Annotated in this window: 24 protein-coding genes; 19 read left to right on the top strand and 5 right to left on the bottom strand. The window is 40.9% G+C overall.

Annotated features, from left to right (window positions below; translation table 11 throughout):
* Positions 1 to 6: 6 nt before the first annotated feature.
* From lpoB to IPMB12_RS00805, 5 genes are all read right to left on the bottom strand, one after another.
* Positions 7 to 630, bottom strand: coding sequence for a penicillin-binding protein activator LpoB (gene lpoB / locus IPMB12_RS00825; protein WP_166914006.1), 624 nt, complete (start codon positions 628 to 630; stop codon positions 7 to 9).
* Positions 631 to 652: 22 nt separating this feature from the next.
* The gene (locus IPMB12_RS00820) at positions 653 to 2011 is read right to left on the bottom strand and encodes a COG3014 family protein (RefSeq protein WP_166914004.1); all 1359 of its coding nucleotides are present in this window, start codon (positions 2009 to 2011) and stop codon (positions 653 to 655) included.
* 99 nt (positions 2012 to 2110) lie between these two features.
* Positions 2111 to 3391 carry a 16S rRNA (cytosine(967)-C(5))-methyltransferase RsmB gene (gene rsmB, locus IPMB12_RS00815; RefSeq protein WP_407704059.1) on the bottom strand — a complete coding sequence of 427 codons (1281 nt, stop codon included), beginning with the start codon at positions 3389 to 3391 and terminating at the stop codon, positions 2111 to 2113.
* A gap of 12 nt (positions 3392 to 3403) precedes the next feature.
* A complete protein-coding gene (gene fmt / locus IPMB12_RS00810) occupies positions 3404 to 4354 on the bottom strand; it encodes a methionyl-tRNA formyltransferase (protein ID WP_166914000.1) in 951 nt (316 codons plus the stop codon).
* Positions 4355 to 4427: 73 nt separating this feature from the next.
* A complete protein-coding gene (locus IPMB12_RS00805; protein ID WP_166917644.1) occupies positions 4428 to 6269 on the bottom strand; it encodes an SLC13 family permease in 1842 nt (613 codons plus the stop codon).
* Positions 6270 to 6547: 278 nt separating this feature from the next.
* On the opposite strand from IPMB12_RS00805, the gene IPMB12_RS00800 reads away from it, so the two are divergent.
* The 19 genes from IPMB12_RS00800 (at position 6548) to rplR (ending at position 15379) form a co-directional block, all read left to right on the top strand.
* Positions 6548 to 6964, top strand: a complete 417-nt coding sequence (locus tag IPMB12_RS00800; RefSeq protein ID WP_166917643.1) for a copper resistance protein NlpE — start codon at positions 6548 to 6550, stop codon at positions 6962 to 6964.
* A gap of 365 nt (positions 6965 to 7329) precedes the next feature.
* Positions 7330 to 7641, top strand: a complete 312-nt coding sequence (rpsJ, locus tag IPMB12_RS00795; protein ID WP_001181005.1) for a 30S ribosomal protein S10 — start codon at positions 7330 to 7332, stop codon at positions 7639 to 7641.
* 32 nt (positions 7642 to 7673) lie between these two features.
* Complete coding sequence (gene rplC / locus IPMB12_RS00790; protein ID WP_166913998.1) at positions 7674 to 8300, top strand: 50S ribosomal protein L3; 627 nt, start codon at positions 7674 to 7676, stop codon at positions 8298 to 8300.
* 16 nt (positions 8301 to 8316) lie between these two features.
* Positions 8317 to 8919, top strand: a complete 603-nt coding sequence (gene rplD / locus IPMB12_RS00785; protein ID WP_166913996.1) for a 50S ribosomal protein L4 — start codon at positions 8317 to 8319, stop codon at positions 8917 to 8919.
* Positions 8916 to 9218, top strand: coding sequence for a 50S ribosomal protein L23 (rplW, locus tag IPMB12_RS00780; protein ID WP_166913994.1), 303 nt, complete (start codon positions 8916 to 8918; stop codon positions 9216 to 9218). Before rplD ends, rplW begins: the two co-directional genes overlap by 4 nt.
* An 18-nt stretch (positions 9219 to 9236) precedes the next feature.
* Positions 9237 to 10061: a 50S ribosomal protein L2 gene (gene rplB, locus IPMB12_RS00775; RefSeq protein WP_166913992.1), complete on the top strand. Its 825-nt coding sequence runs from the start codon at positions 9237 to 9239 to the stop codon at positions 10059 to 10061.
* Positions 10062 to 10078: 17 nt separating this feature from the next.
* The gene (rpsS, locus tag IPMB12_RS00770) at positions 10079 to 10357 is read left to right on the top strand and encodes a 30S ribosomal protein S19 (RefSeq protein WP_166913990.1); all 279 of its coding nucleotides are present in this window, start codon (positions 10079 to 10081) and stop codon (positions 10355 to 10357) included.
* Positions 10358 to 10370: 13 nt separating this feature from the next.
* Positions 10371 to 10703 (top strand): 50S ribosomal protein L22, encoded by a 333-nt coding sequence (rplV, locus tag IPMB12_RS00765; protein WP_166913988.1) that lies wholly within the window; start codon positions 10371 to 10373, stop codon positions 10701 to 10703.
* A gap of 17 nt (positions 10704 to 10720) precedes the next feature.
* Entirely contained in the window at positions 10721 to 11419 is a 699-nt protein-coding gene (rpsC, locus tag IPMB12_RS00760) for a 30S ribosomal protein S3 (protein WP_166913986.1), read from the top strand.
* A 16-nt stretch (positions 11420 to 11435) separates the two neighbouring features.
* Positions 11436 to 11846 carry a 50S ribosomal protein L16 gene (rplP, locus tag IPMB12_RS00755; protein WP_024496508.1) on the top strand — a complete coding sequence of 137 codons (411 nt, stop codon included), beginning with the start codon at positions 11436 to 11438 and terminating at the stop codon, positions 11844 to 11846.
* Entirely contained in the window at positions 11846 to 12037 is a 192-nt protein-coding gene (gene rpmC, locus IPMB12_RS00750; protein ID WP_166913984.1) for a 50S ribosomal protein L29, read from the top strand. The genes rplP and rpmC overlap by 1 nt, the downstream gene beginning before the upstream one ends.
* On the top strand, positions 12037 to 12291 hold the full coding sequence (gene rpsQ, locus IPMB12_RS00745; protein ID WP_166913982.1) for a 30S ribosomal protein S17: 255 nt from the start codon (positions 12037 to 12039) through the stop codon (positions 12289 to 12291). The genes rpmC and rpsQ overlap by 1 nt, the downstream gene beginning before the upstream one ends.
* 199 nt (positions 12292 to 12490) lie before the next feature.
* The gene (rplN, locus tag IPMB12_RS00740; RefSeq protein ID WP_166913980.1) at positions 12491 to 12862 is read left to right on the top strand and encodes a 50S ribosomal protein L14; all 372 of its coding nucleotides are present in this window, start codon (positions 12491 to 12493) and stop codon (positions 12860 to 12862) included.
* 10 nt (positions 12863 to 12872) lie between these two features.
* Positions 12873 to 13184, top strand: coding sequence for a 50S ribosomal protein L24 (gene rplX / locus IPMB12_RS00735; RefSeq protein ID WP_166913978.1), 312 nt, complete (start codon positions 12873 to 12875; stop codon positions 13182 to 13184).
* A 17-nt stretch (positions 13185 to 13201) separates the two neighbouring features.
* Positions 13202 to 13741, top strand: coding sequence for a 50S ribosomal protein L5 (gene rplE / locus IPMB12_RS00730; protein ID WP_166913976.1), 540 nt, complete (start codon positions 13202 to 13204; stop codon positions 13739 to 13741).
* A gap of 11 nt (positions 13742 to 13752) precedes the next feature.
* Positions 13753 to 14058 carry a 30S ribosomal protein S14 gene (gene rpsN / locus IPMB12_RS00725; RefSeq protein ID WP_166913974.1) on the top strand — a complete coding sequence of 102 codons (306 nt, stop codon included), beginning with the start codon at positions 13753 to 13755 and terminating at the stop codon, positions 14056 to 14058.
* A 20-nt stretch (positions 14059 to 14078) separates the two neighbouring features.
* Positions 14079 to 14471, top strand: a complete 393-nt coding sequence (rpsH, locus tag IPMB12_RS00720; RefSeq protein ID WP_166913972.1) for a 30S ribosomal protein S8 — start codon at positions 14079 to 14081, stop codon at positions 14469 to 14471.
* A gap of 11 nt (positions 14472 to 14482) precedes the next feature.
* The gene (rplF, locus tag IPMB12_RS00715; RefSeq protein ID WP_166913970.1) at positions 14483 to 15016 is read left to right on the top strand and encodes a 50S ribosomal protein L6; all 534 of its coding nucleotides are present in this window, start codon (positions 14483 to 14485) and stop codon (positions 15014 to 15016) included.
* Between the two features lie 9 nt (positions 15017 to 15025).
* Entirely contained in the window at positions 15026 to 15379 is a 354-nt protein-coding gene (gene rplR / locus IPMB12_RS00710) for a 50S ribosomal protein L18 (protein ID WP_166913968.1), read from the top strand.
* The last annotated feature ends 12 nt before the right edge of the window (positions 15380 to 15391 follow it).

Here is a 15391-nt window from a genome sequence, read left to right as displayed (position 1 = left end):
CAGAACTTACCAGATTGCGCTTTTGTTACTGCCAAGTTTACCCACTGTACTTTCACTTTCCCAGTACACTAAACCACTGCGAAGTTCAGTTAAAGTTAACTGGAAGTAGTATTCAACCATTTGCTTATCATTACCAGTACGTGCGATACGTTGTAAAATTTTACCTGTTAATGAGAAGTCAGGAGCATATAAAGTTCCTTTTTGCGCGATAGTATCTTGTTTAAATTCGTCATTATCACGTAGTTCACGCACATCAAAAATTAATTCGTCAGCGGTACCATTGGCACTCACGGCAGAAGTGATTACCGCTTTACCTGATTGCAGCATACCAATACGGATTTTTTTGATTAACATGTCGGTATCAATACGTAGTGTGGTATTGTTTACAACTTTACCAATAGCGACAACATAGCGACCACCGCCAGCTTTATTTAATGCATTGCTTGCCAGTAATGACTCAAGTGCATCTTGTGCTGCGTTTTCAAAGTCTTTACGGTCAAGTCCTAAAGAAATTGCCTGGTCAGCATTGTCTTCATTGATATATTCAATATTGTTTGAACATCCTGATAAAATAATCGCAGCGCTTAGTGTGATTAGTGCTGTGATGCGTGAGAATGTTTTGGTTACCATATTTTACAGCCTCATTAAAGGTTTATTGCTTTTGTATAACATGAATAATGTTATGGTTTTGTCTATCTGATCTGATGTAGATAATAGCATCATGTTCAGGTGAAAGTGTATCAATATTCGCAATCATATCACCTTGTGGTGAATATATGTATATTGGCGAACCATCAAGCGCTACTCTGCTGACCTGAAAGTCCTTAGGCAAAGCACGCCACTGGCGAATATCGGTAGTATCTGTAGCGAGTTGATAGAAAAAGCCGATCCATTTTCCACCAAAATCGCCAAGTTCTTCTTCAAGCGTATATTGGATCACTGATTTAGCAATCATATTGAGTATCGCTTCCGCAGCAATCGCCGGCAGGCGTTTATTAAATTCTAACTGAACAATACTATCCATATTGGCAATTTCAGATGTTTTCGTTTTACCAATTGATAAATAAGGATAAGAGCCAGAGCGTTTATAGATAGTGGGTAAATTTATCGATGTCGCAATAATCTTATCGGTGAATAAAAAGCTTGGGAATGAATAATAGAAAGAACCCTTAATCATGCCAAGACCATTCTCATAGACGATCCAGACATAACGTTGCTGAGGTTTTTGTCTGCTGTTATCTGCTTTATCAGCCAGCTGGTAATCTTGTGTTACCTGTGCGTGACCTGGTAGCATCGACTGAGTTTCTTTAAAGTATTGGCTGGCCAGATCGTAATCGCCTTCAATATAGAAGAAAATAGCACTTAGGTAAGTCGCTAATGGATTGACAAAATCAGGATAGACGACAGCAGGAGTTAGATTCCCCTGATAGTTTTGTAATACGACAGATTCTGCCTGAAGATGATCAGATGAGTAAGCGTATTGTGATTCTTCCAGCTTTTCTGTGGCGGCTAAAATCTCATCTTCAAAGTATTCTTTGGCTCGGCGCTGTCTGTCCAGTGCGCGATGAAACTCAACCCGGGCATTATCAAAGTCATCAAGCGACATGAAATTTAATGCCTTATAGACATTGATCATAATCTTTTCGTAATTCTGACTTTGGTAATCATTGATATTATTGTTAACTAGTATGGAATTGATTGAGCGGCCCATTCCTATAAGTTCGAGTGCCTCTTCCTGCTCTTTAATAATGGCTTCTGCCTGATCGAAGTACGTAATACTTTTCTCGTACTGTAAGCAGTTGCGAGCGAGAGCCCCACCATTTAATGACCAGAGCAGAGGGTCACTCTTAATTTGAGAATTAATATTAGTAAAGCTGCAATCAGTATTAATGAGTTGTTGCTCATACTCATCCAGAGTCTCCTTATGACCGACAAACGCAGAACAACCACTAAGCAGGGTAATTAGCGAGGTCAATAGAATGATTTTTATCTGTTGGTAGCAACAAGCCATAACTCAATCGTTTACAAAATAAAAGTAGCTTTGATTATAAATGACTTTTAAAGCATAAGTCGATCTTTATCGGGTGAACTGGTTTCATTCATTTTTTGTTTAAGCAGAATTTTTAGTTAATTTAGCATAGAAGAAGCCGTCACCACTATCAAGAGCGGGCAGGAACTGCAAAGGCTCACCTATTAACTGAGCATTTTTTTGTACAGATAAAAATTGTTCAATTTGCCTGATATTTTCATCAGGTAATACTGAGCAAGTTGCATAAACCAGTATCCCACCCGTTTTTAAATAAGGCCAAATGTTAGTGAGAATTTCTGCCTGCAATGTTACCAGTTCTGCAATATCGCTATCTCGTCTTAGCCATTTTATATCAGGATGACGACGAATAACACCTGTTGCTGAGCAGGGAGCATCAAGCAGAATGCGATCAAATTGTTGGTGTTGATCAAGCCACTGTTCTGGGTAGCGACCATCGCCAACTTTTACTTCAGCCTGCTGTTTTAAGCGGGTCAGATTTTCTGTAATACGTTTTACCCGCTGACTATCAACATCTACAGCTAAAATCTGAGCCTTTGGCGCAACCTCTAAAATATGGGTGGTTTTACCACCTGGAGCTGCACACATATCTAAGATATGATCACTATTTTCAGGTGCCAGTAAACGAGCTGCATATTGTGCTGATAGGTCTTGTACTGTCGCCCAGCCCTGATCAAAACCGGGTAGCTTAGACACAGCAGCAGGAGTGACCAGCTGTAAAGCTTCAGGTAACTCTGGATGTAACTTGCCTTCAATCCCATGTTCTGTGAGTAATGTTAAATATTGTTCAGCAGAGTGGTACTGTTGATTAATTCGCAGCCACATCGGTGGGCGCTGATTATTGGCATTGATGATATCTTGCCACTGCTCTGGGTAGGCACTTTGTAAACGCTTAAGTAGCCAGCTTGGGTGAAAATAGTATTCCTGAGTTTGCTCGAATTGGATCATTAGTTCTGGTTGTTGTCTTTGGAATTGTCTTAACACACCATTAATTAAGCCTTTAAGCTGAGGTTTTTTAAGGACCATAGCTGCATCAACTGTTTCTGACAGTGCTGCGTGAGCCGGAATACGAGTATAAAGCAGCTGATAAAGTCCGACCATGATGACATAATGTAAAACACGACTTTTACCGGTCAGGACTTTATCCATTAACTGACGAATAAAGAACTCTAATTGTGGAAGAACTCGCATAATACCAAAGCAGATCTCCTGCACTAAGGCACTATCTTTACCATCTAAATTTTTTTGTAATGCAGGTAAGATAGAGCTCAAAGATTGCCCCTGTTCCAGTACCTGATAAATGGCTTGTGCAGAGATAGCACGTAAGTTTTCTTTTTTCATAATCATTTGATTTATTTAAATAATTTTATTTCCAATGATAAACCATTCTTTTTTAGAATTTAATAAATCCTGTGCAGACATAGGTTTTTTACCAGCTGGTTGTAGCTGAGTGATATTTAAAATCCCTTTTGCCGTAGCAATTTGAATACCGGTTTTATCCGCCTTAATAATGGTGCCGGGGGCTTGATTGGTGTCGGTATTAACCACATTACTGTTCCAGACTTTTACCATCTGTTCATCGATTTCAAAGTAGCTGACCGGCCATGGATTAAACGCTCGGATACAACGCTCTAACTGCTCTGCTGATAAAGACCAGTCCAGTTTTGCTTCCTGTTTTGAGAGCTTTTGTGCATAAGTAGCCAGAGTATCATCTTGTTTTTCAGGAGCAATTTTACCAGCTATTAAAAGAGTAAGAGTGTCCAGTAACGCTTTGGGACCAAGCCGCGCTAACTTGTCATAAAGACTGGCGCTGGTATCTGTTGGTTCAATGGCACAAGTCAGTTTATATAACATATCACCGGTATCCAGTCCTGCATCCATCTGCATAATAGTAATACCTGTTTGGGTGTCACCTGCCCAGCAGGCACGCTGAATTGGTGCAGCACCGCGCCACTTTGGTAGTAGTGAGCCGTGAACATTTAAACATCCCATTTTAGGCATGTCCAGTACTGCCTGAGGCAAGATTAGCCCATAGGCGACAACGATCATAATATCTGCGTTTAAATCAGCGACCAGTTGTTGGTTTTCTGGTTTTTTTAACGTTGCTGGTTGTAGTACTGGTATATTATGCTGTTCAGCTAAGATTTTAACCGGACTTGGTGTTAGCTTATTACCACGCCCTGCAGGTCTGTCTGGTTGAGTAAACACAGCAATCACTTCATGATTTGATTGCAATAAAGCTTCAAGGTGCTTAGCCGCAAAATCTGGTGTACCTGCAAAGATGATACGTAGTTTGCCTTGATTCATGATTACTCCTGTAGTTATTCAATTGTCGCTATTTAGTCGTCGTTATTTAACTTATTAATTAAGACCCGTCATATTAAAACGGGAAAAAGACCGGAACCAGTAAAATATCAGCAGCCATCACCAGGAAGGTCAGTGGAATGCCTATTTTAACAAAATCACCAAAGGTATAACCGCCCGGAGCAACTATCATGGTTTTCACTGGTGAGGAAACCGGGGTAATAAATGATGCTGATGTTGCAATCGCAACCGTCATGGCAAATGGATAAGGTGAATAGCCAAAATCTAAGGCGATATTAATCGCAATAGGCGCTACTAAAATAGCTGTAGCTGTGTTTGATAGAAATAATCCTACCGTTGAACAAAGTAAGAAGATAAACATCAGCACAACGTGCGGTCCATAGATACTTAAGTGGGTTTTTAGCCAGTCAGAGACGATAGCAATACCACCGGTTTTATTTAAAGCGATAGCAAATGGCATCATCCCGATGATAAGAATTAAACTTGGCCAGTGAATTGAACGGTAAGCACTTGTCATATCTATGCAGCGGGTAGCCCCCATCAATAAACAAGCAATAAGTGCTGCTATCACATTGGGTACAATGCCACTGACCATTAACATGATCATGAGTGCCAGACAGAGTAACGCCGGAATTGCCTGACTACTTGCCGGGGCTACATCGTCTATTTCAGTGGGTAAATCCAGTAACACAAAATCATTAGCTCGTGACTGCATTTGCTGAATAGAACGCCAGTCACCACAAACCAGTAAGATATCTCCCATCTCTAGTTTTTCATCGACCAGACTGCTTTCAATTGCTTCATGGTTACGACGAATACCGATAACACTTAGAAAGTATTTGGTACGAAATTCAATCTCTTTGACTGTTTTGTTCAGGAGCGCAGAATCAGGAAGTAACGCGACTTCAGCCATACCAACTTCTTTTGCCTGTTCAGAAAAGTATTCACCACGCAGTACTTTTGGTTCCAGTGCATTGGTGATTAAAAATTGGCGTAGATTCTCTTCAGAGTTAAGCATATCAAATAACAGAACATCGTTTTCCCGGAAAACGGTTGCTCCTGTAACTGGGATCATGACTTTGCGGAATTTCCTCCAGCGCTCAATACCAATGACGTTAGCGCCAAACTGGCTTCTCAGATGCAGACTATCGATAGTTCGGCCAATAAAAGGAGAGTCGGGTTTAATTGCTGCACGATGTGCGCGGCCAGATAATTTATAATCCCGGATTAAATCAATCATCTTACGTCGTGATTTATGATCACTATCAGGACTTGTTGGTAAAGATCGGATTAGCCAGTTGCGGGAAATAACAGAATAGATGATACCGATCACCAAAATACTTAAGCCAATTGGTGTAATGGAGAAAAATCCAAATTCTTTGAGGCTGGCACGTTCTAATTCACTATTTACTACCAAATTAGGTGCTGTTGCAACCAAAGTCATCATACCGCTGATAAGCCCGGCAATACACAGTGGCATCATTAACTTTTTCACATGCAGACCAGTACGGGAAGCAATACTAATCACAACCGGGATAAAGATAGCGACAACACCAGTAGAACTCATAATCGAGCCTAGCAGCGCAACACCAAGCATAATTAAAACGATGATGCGAATATCATTATTACCAGCAACTTTTAAAATATAGTCGCTCATCTGGTAAGAGATACCTGTTCGAACCAGTCCTTCTCCAACAACAAATAATAGTGCAATCAGGACAATATTGGGATCGCTAAAACCGGCCAGTGCTTCTGCCGGAGTTAAAATTCCGGTAATAGTAATCGCAACAATAATCAACAGAGCGATGATATCCATGCGGAGTTTACTAAATGAAAACAGAATGATGGCTATCAAAAGCAGCAGGCAGACAATCATTAACTGACCATGTGTAACCATAAAGTCAGGAAGTAAACCTGTTATCTTATTACCCAGCTGTTGCCAGAATGAGGATTTATCCACGATAAGCTCTTTTGAAAAAATTGAAAGTGGTCATGAGTCACGATATCTATTGGGGATCTATATTAACGTATATTGAATTATTTACGAAGAAACAATTTATGAAACAGACTGTAATATATAACATTAATTATAATGATAGATTGATATTATGATGTCATTAGGATATTTTAACTGCATGAAATCTATTTTTTCGGTCTAATAACAAGGAGAGGTTTATGAAAAAATACCTATTAGTACTTCTGGCTGTATTTACTTTAGCGGCTTGCCAGGGCCAGTCAGATACTGTGGCAAAAGTTCAGGATGGTGTTGATAAATTAGGTTATGTTGGTGTCTATAAAGGTTATTTACCAGCAGCTGATGTCAGTGGTATTAAGGTCACATTAACACTTGATGCTGAAGGCCATTACAATTATTTAGCAAGTTATGACAATGGCAAGCTGATCGATGCGGGTAATGTCGTGAAATCTGGTGATTATACCTGGGACAAAGCGACCAATACTATTACACTTAGTAATTTCTCTGGTGCGCCAAATAAATATTTAGTGGGTGAAGGTACACTTACTCAACTAGATATGGAAGGCAAAGTAATTACTGGTGATTTTGCTAATATGTATGTTTTCAAAAAATACTAATTTTTAGCTCTTATCAAGTTTAAAAAATGGCTCCTTTTTATCAAGGAGCTATTTTTTATGTCATTTTATATCCTGCATTTTTAATTTCAGAAGACAGTTTTGTTTGTAAAAATTGATCGCAAATGTAATTTACACCTTGTTTTCCTAAATTATTTCAGTATAATTGTCGCCACTTTGTTGGACTCTTTATGGCAACATAATATAAGACAACAAGTGCAATAATGTGCTTTATTTTAATGTAAAGTACTGACAATACTCCCGATTTGGGGGTTATGCAAAGAACGGATTACACTCTCCTGTCAATCGAAACAGGGAAGGAGGAGTAGTCTTTTGTTTATAACTTTTTTAATTGGAGCTCTGGTCTCATGCAGAACCAAAGAATCCGTATCCGTCTAAAAGCGTTTGATCATCGTTTAATTGATCAATCTACTGCGGAAATCGTAGAAACTGCGAAGCGCACTGGTGCGCAAGTTCGTGGTCCTATTCCATTACCTACACGCAAAGAGCGTTTCACAGTATTGATTTCACCACACGTTAATAAAGACGCGCGTGATCAATATGAGATTCGTACTCATAAACGTCTAGTTGATATCGTTGAACCAACTGAAAAGACAGTTGATGCATTGATGCGTCTAGATCTTGCTGCTGGTGTTGACGTGCAGATCAGCTTAGGTTAATCCTTAAGTTGAATGATTGAGAGGTCGAAACAATGATTGGTTTAGTCGGTCGTAAAGTCGGAATGACTCGTATCTTCACTGAAGATGGCGTATCAATTCCTGTAACCGTAATTGAAATTCAAGAAAACCGCGTTACTCAAGTTAAATCAGCTGAGAACGATGGTTATCAAGCAGTTCAGGTAACAACTGGTAGCAAAAAAGCAAGCCATGTTTCTAAGCCTGAAGCTGGTCACTTTGCTAAGGCTGGCGTTGAAGCTGGTCGTGGTCTATGGGAATTCCGTTTTGAAGAAGGCGAATTTACTGTAGGTCAAAGCATTAACGTTGATATTTTTACTGACGTTAAAACAGTTGATGTTACTGGTACATCTAAAGGTAAAGGATTTGCTGGCGTTACTAAACGTTGGAACTTCCGTACTCAGGATGCTACTCATGGTAACTCTTTGGCACACCGTGGTCATGGCTCTATCGGTCAAAACCAAACTCCGGGTAAAGTGTTCAAAGGTCGTAAAATGGCAGGTCACTTAGGTAATGAACGTGTAACGATTCAAAACCTAGACGTTGTTCGCGTAGATGCAGAACGTAATCTTTTATTAGTAAAAGGTGCAGTTCCAGGCGCAATCAACAGTGATGTAATTGTTAAACCGGCTATTAAGGCTTAACGTCGAGGAGATAGGCATGGAATTAGTAGTAAGAGACGCGCAAGCGTTGACTGTTTCCGAAACTACCTTCGGACGTGATTTTAATGAAGCTCTAGTTCACCAAGTAGTTGTTGCTTATGCATCAGGTGCTCGTCAAGGAACTCGTGCTCAAAAAACTCGTGCTGAAGTAACCGGTTCAGGCAAAAAACCATGGCGTCAAAAGGGTACAGGTCGTGCTCGTTCAGGTTCTATTAAGAGCCCAATTTGGCGTTCAGGTGGTGTAACATTTGCGGCTCGTCCACAAGATCACAGCCAAAAAGTTAACCGTAAAATGTATCGTGGTGCACTGATGAGTATTTTCTCTGAACTAGTGCGTCAAGAGCGTTTAGTAATCGTTGAAAAGTTCACAGTTGATACACCTAAAACTAAAGAGCTAGTTCAAAAGTTAAAAGATATGGATTTAAATGACGTTTTAATCATTACTTCAGAACTTGAAGAGAATCTATTCTTAGCTGCGCGTAACTTATATAAAGTTGATGTGCGTGACGTAGCAGGTATCGACCCAGTGAGCCTAATTGCATTTGATAAAGTTGTTATGACTGTTGATGCAGTGAAGCAAGTAGAGGAGATGTTAGCATGATTCGTGAAGAGCGTCTGCTGAAAGTCCTGCGTGCACCGCATGTTTCTGAAAAAGCGTCTATTTCAATGGAAAAAACTAATACTTTAGTTTTAAAAGTTGCTAAAGATGCTACTAAGAAAGAGATTCACGCCGCAGTTGAACAACTTTTCGAAGTTAAAGTCAAAGATGTTAATACTTTAGTCATGAAAGGCAAAGTAAAACGTCGTGGTCAACAAATCGGTCGTCGTAGCGACTGGAAAAAAGCTTACGTAACTTTAGCTGAAGGTCAAAATTTAGACCTGGCTGGCGTCGCTGAGTAATTCGGAGGAGTAAGAACAATGGCAGTTGTTAAGTGTAAACCTACATCTCCGGGTCGTCGCCACGTTGTTAAAGTGGTAAACCCAGAGTTGCATAAAGGGAAACCTTTTGCACCATTGCTTGATTCAAAAAGCAGAACTGGTGGTCGCAATAATAATGGTCGTATCACTACTCGTCATATCGGTGGTGGCCATAAGCAACAATACCGTTTAGTTGATTTTAAACGTAACAAAGATGGTATTCCTGCAACTGTTGAACGTTTAGAGTATGATCCAAACCGTTCAGCAAATATTGCACTCGTTTTATATAAAGACGGTGAACGTCGTTATATTTTAGCTCCAAAAGGCTTAAAAGCTGGAGATCAGATCCAATCAGGTGTTGATGCGTCTATTAAAACAGGTAACTGTTTACCTATGCGTAACATCCCAGTTGGTTCTACTGTGCATAACGTAGAAATGAAACCAGGTAAAGGCGGACAACTTGCTCGTTCTGCTGGTGGATATGTTCAAATCGTAGCACGTGATGGTTCTTATGTTACCCTACGTCTTCGTTCTGGCGAAATGCGTAAAGTATTGTCTGATTGCCGCGCAACTATTGGTGAAGTTGGCAACTCAGAACACATGCTTCGCGTACTTGGTAAAGCTGGTGCAAGTCGTTGGCGTGGTATTCGCCCAACCGTTCGCGGTACGGCAATGAACCCGGTAGACCATCCACATGGTGGTGGTGAAGGTCGTAACTTTGGTAAACATCCTGTGTCTCCATGGGGTCAAAAAGCCAAAGGACTTAAAACACGCAGCAACAAGCGTACTGATAAGTACATTGTTCGCCGTCGTAACAAGAAATAATAACAAGAGGATAAGCTATGCCACGTTCTCTCAAGAAAGGTCCTTTCATTGACCTACACTTGCTGAAGAAGGTAGAGAAAGCGGTGGAAAGCGGTGACAAGAAGCCTATTCGCACTTGGTCCCGTCGTTCAACGGTCTTTCCTAACATGATCGGTTTGACCATCGCTGTCCATAATGGTCGTCAGCACGTACCTGTTTTTGTATCCGACGAAATGGTTGGTCATAAACTAGGTGAATTCGCGCCGACTCGTACTTATCGCGGCCATGCGGCTGATAAGAAAGCTAAAAAGAAATAAGTAGGAGATAGAAATGGAAACTATAGCAAAGTACCGCCACGTTCGTTCTTCTGCACAAAAAGTTCGCTTAGTAGCTGATCTTATTCGTGGTAAGAATGTGTCGAACGCATTAGACATCTTAACGTACACCAATAAAAAAGCGGCTGTACTTGTTAAGAAGGTTCTAGAATCTGCCATTGCTAATGCAGAACATAACGACGGTGCTGATATTGATGATCTGAAAGTCGCGAAAATTTTCGTAGACGAAGGCCCTAGCCTGAAGCGTATTATGCCTCGTGCTAAAGGTCGTGCAGATCGAATCTTAAAGCGTACAAGTCACATCACTGTGATTGTGTCTGATCGCTAAGGCTCTGGAGAATAGCAATGGGTCAAAAAGTAAATCCAAATGGTATCCGATTAGGTATTGTCAAACCTTGGACATCTACCTGGTATGCAGATACAAAAGAATTCGCTGATAACTTAGATGGTGACTTCAAAGTTCGTCAATATCTTAATAAAGAATTAGCGCAAGCATCGATCTCTAAAATCGTGATCGAACGTCCAGCTAAGAGTATTCGTGTGACTATTCATACAGCTCGTCCTGGTATCGTGATCGGTAAAAAAGGTGAAGATGTAGAAAAATTACGTAATGCCGTAGCAAATCTTGCAGGCGTTCCAGCACAAATTAATATTGCTGAAGTTCGTAAACCTGAACTTGATGCAAAATTAGTTGCAGACAGCATCACTTCGCAACTTGAGCGTCGTGTTATGTTCCGCCGTGCGATGAAACGTGCTGTACAAAATGCAATGAAAGCTGGTGCTAAAGGTATTAAAGTTGAAGTTAGCGGTCGTTTAGGCGGTGCAGAAATTGCTCGTTCTGAATGGTATCGTGAAGGTCGTGTACCTTTACATACATTACGTGCTGACATTGACTACAACACCTCAGAAGCACACACCACTTATGGTGTAATCGGTGTTAAAGTGTGGATCTTCAAAGGTGAGATCCTTGGTGGTATGGCTGCTGTTGAACAACCGGAAAAACCGGCTGCTCAACCGAAAAAGCAGCGCAAAGGCCGAAAATAATTAAGGAGCGTCGCTGATGTTACAACCAAAGCGTACAAAATTCCGTAAAATGCATAAAGGCCGCAACCGTGGTCTGGCTGCTGGCGCTGATGTGAGCTTCGGTACTTTCGGTCTGAAAGCTGTTGGTCGTGGTCGTTTGACTGCGCGCCAAATCGAAGCAGCACGTCGTGCTATGACACGTGCAGTTAAGCGTCAAGGTAAAATCTGGATTCGTGTTTTCCCTGATAAACCGATTACAGAAAAACCACTTGAAGTGCGTATGGGTAAAGGTAAGGGTAACGTGGAGTATTGGGTTGCACTTATTCAACCAGGTAAAGTCCTTTATGAAATGGACGGAGTACCTGAAGAAGTTGCTCGTGAAGCATTTGCATTGGCAGCAGCAAAACTGCCTATTAAGACCACCTTTGTAACTAAGACGGTGATGTAATGAAAGCAAAAGAGCTGCGTGAAAAAAGCGTTGAAGAGCTGAACACTGAACTTCTAAATTTGCTACGTGAACAATTTAATTTACGTATGCAATTAGCTGGAGGTCAGTTACAACAGCCTCATCTGTTAAAACAAGTGCGTCGTGATGTTGCACGTGTTAAAACCTTATTAACTGAAAAGGCGGGTGCGTAATGACTACTACTGTTCGTACTCAGCAAGGTCGCGTCATTAGTGACAAAATGGATAAATCTATTGTTGTTGCTATTGAACGTCGTGTAAAACACCCTTTATATGGTAAGTTTCTAACACGTACGACTAAATTGCATGTACATGACGAGAACAATGAGTGTGGTATTGGTGATACTGTTGAAATTAAAGAGTGTCGTCCTTTATCTAAGACTAAGTCTTGGACTCTGGTTCGAGTTATTGAAAAAGCAGTTATTTAATCTAATCGATTAATAATTGTACATAATATTATAAACGGCTATCCATTAGCCGTTTATTTTATACTACCCATTTTATTTGAGTGGTGTTATACTATGCGCCCTCACGTAAGTGGGATTTTTGGTTGTCTATTCTTATCTGTGGTAGTTGAGGCAGATGAAGGTAGATTAGGCAATATAAATTTTATAGTGGAGCATTAACATGATCCAAGAACAGACTATGCTAGATGTCGCTGATAATTCTGGCGCACGTCGCGTAATGTGTATCAAGGTTCTCGGTGGATCGCATCGCCGTTATGCCGCTGTAGGTGACATCATCAAAATTACCATTAAAGAAGCAATTCCTCGTGGTAAAGTAAAAAAAGGTGATGTACTGAAAGCTGTAGTGGTGCGCACCAGAAAGGGTGTTCGTCGCCCAGATGGATCTGTCATTCGTTTTGATCGCAACGCTTGTGTTATTTTAAATAATAACAGTGAGCAACCGATTGGTACGCGTATTTTTGGACCGGTCACGCGTGAACTTCGTTCTGAGAAGTTTATGAAGATCATTTCATTAGCACCAGAAGTACTGTAAGGAGCGGATAATGGCAGCGAAAATCCGTCGTGATGACGAAGTTATCGTGTTAACTGGTAAAGATAAAGGTAAACGCGGTAAAGTTAAAAGTGTTTTGTCTACTGGCAAAGTGATTGTAGAAGGTATTAACTTGGTGAAAAAACACCAAAAACCTGTACCGGCTTTAAATCAAGATGGTGGAATTGTAGAGAAAGAAGCAGCAATTAATGTTTCTAACGTTGCAATTTACAACAATGCTACAGGCAAAGCTGACCGTGTAGGCTTCCGTATTGAAGATGGCAAAAAAGTCCGCTTCTACAAGTCTACGAATGAAATCATTTAAGTAATTTGGAGTATACGATGGCGAAACTGCATGATTACTACAAAGCACAGGTAGTAAATAAACTGCAAGAACAGTTTGGCTACAAATCTGTCATGCAAGTCCCTCGGATCGAAAAGATCACCTTGAATATGGGTGTTGGTGAAGCGATTACTGATAAGAAATTATTAGATAATGCTGTTGCAGATCTAGCTGCAGTTAGTGGTCAAAAACCATTAATCACTAAAGCACGCAAATCAGTTGCTGGTTTTAAAATCCGTCAAGGGTATCCGATTGGATGTAAAGTCACTCTACGCGGCGAGCGTATGTGGGAGTTTTTTGAGCGTCTAGTTTATATTGCATTACCTCGTACACGAGATTTCCGTGGTTTAAGCGCGAAATCATTCGATGGTCGTGGTAACTATAGCATGGGTGTTCGTGAGCAAATCATTTTCCCTGAAATTGATTATGACAAAGTTGATCGTGTTCGTGGTTTAGATATTACTATCACAACTACTGCGCAATCTGACGATGAAGGCCGTGCATTATTATCAGCCTTTAACTTCCCATTTCGTAAGTAAGGTAGGGCATAATGGCTAAACAATCAATGATTGAACGCGATCTTAAACGTGTAAAATTAGCAAACAAATACTTTGCTAAGCGTCAAGAATTAAAAGCGATTATTTCTGATGTTAACGCATCAGACGAAGACCGTTGGAATGCAGTGCTTAAATTGCAAACGCTTCCTCGTGATTCAAGCCCATCACGTCAACGTAATCGTTGTCGTCAAACTGGTCGTCCTCATGGCGTCCTTCGTAAGTTTGGTTTAAGCCGTATTAAGGTTCGTGAAGCTGCCATGCGTGGTGAGATTCCGGGTCTTAAGAAAGCAAGTTGGTAATAATCCGGGGAGTATTATAGATGAGCATGCAAGATCCTATCGCAGATATGCTGACCCGTGTTCGTAACGGTCAAGCTGCGAATAAAGTTGCGGTCACCATGCCTTCTTCTAAGCTTAAAGTGGCTATTGCCAGTGTGCTAAAAGACGAAGGTTATGTCGAAGACTATAAAGTTACAGGCGACATCAAGCCTGAACTGGAAATTACTTTAAAATATTTCCAGGGTAAGGCAGTTGTAGAAAGTATTCAACGTGTTAGCCGTCCAGGTCTACGTATTTATAAACGTAAAGACGAATTACCTAAGGTAATGGCTGGATTGGGTATCGCAGTTGTTTCTACTTCTAAAGGTGTTATGACTGATCGTGCAGCACGCCAAGCAGGTCTTGGTGGTGAAATTATCTGCTACGTAGCGTAAGGGAGAAAAAAATGTCTCGTGTTGCAAAAGCACCTGTCGTTATTCCTGCGGGCGTAGAGGTAAAACTCGATGGTCAGGTAATTTCGATTAAAGGTAAAAACGGCGAGTTATCTCGCACAGTTAACAATGCTGTTGTTGTTAAGCATGAAGCTGGTTCTGTTACTTTCGCTCCACGCGATGGTTATGCAGATGCTTGGGCTCATGCAGGTACAGCACGCGCATTGATTAATTCAATGGTTGTTGGTGTTACTACTGGCTTTACTAAAAAACTTTTATTAGTTGGTGTCGGTTATCGTGCACAATTAAAAGGTAATGCTGTAGGTCTGTCTCTTGGTTTTTCACATCCAATTGAACATAAACTACCAGCAGGCGTTACCGCTGAGTGTCCATCACAAACTGAAATCATCCTGAAAAGCGCTGATAAACAGTTAATTGGACAAGTTGCAGCAGATATTCGCTCTTATCGTCGTCCTGAACCTTATAAAGGTAAAGGTGTTCGTTACGCAGACGAAGTCGTGCGTACTAAAGAAGCTAAGAAGAAGTAGGGTAACACTATGGATAAGAAATCAGCTCGTATCCGTCGTGCAACGAAAGCGCGCCATAAGATTAAAGAGTTACGTGCAACACGTTTGGTTGTTCACCGCACTCCACGTCATATTTATGCGCAAATTATCGCTGCCAACGGTTCAGAGGTTTTAGTAGCTGCTTCTACTTTAGAAAAAGCTATTAGCGAAAGCATTAAATACACTGGGAACAAAGATGCCGCAGCTGCAGTAGGTAAAGCTATTGCTGAGCGTGCACTGGCAAAAGACATCAAAGATGTTTCTTTTGACCGCTCTGGTTTCCAATATCATGGTCGAGTCCAGGCGCTAGCAGATGCTGCTCGCGAAGCTGGCCTTCAGTTCTAAGGTAGGAGTTAA

It is taken from the genome of Zophobihabitans entericus (assembly GCF_011745665.1).
Taxonomy (GTDB): Bacteria; Pseudomonadota; Gammaproteobacteria; order Enterobacterales; family Orbaceae; genus Zophobihabitans; species Zophobihabitans entericus.
Note: the sequence above shows the minus strand (reverse complement) of the source record. Positions and strands in the feature narration are given on the sequence as shown.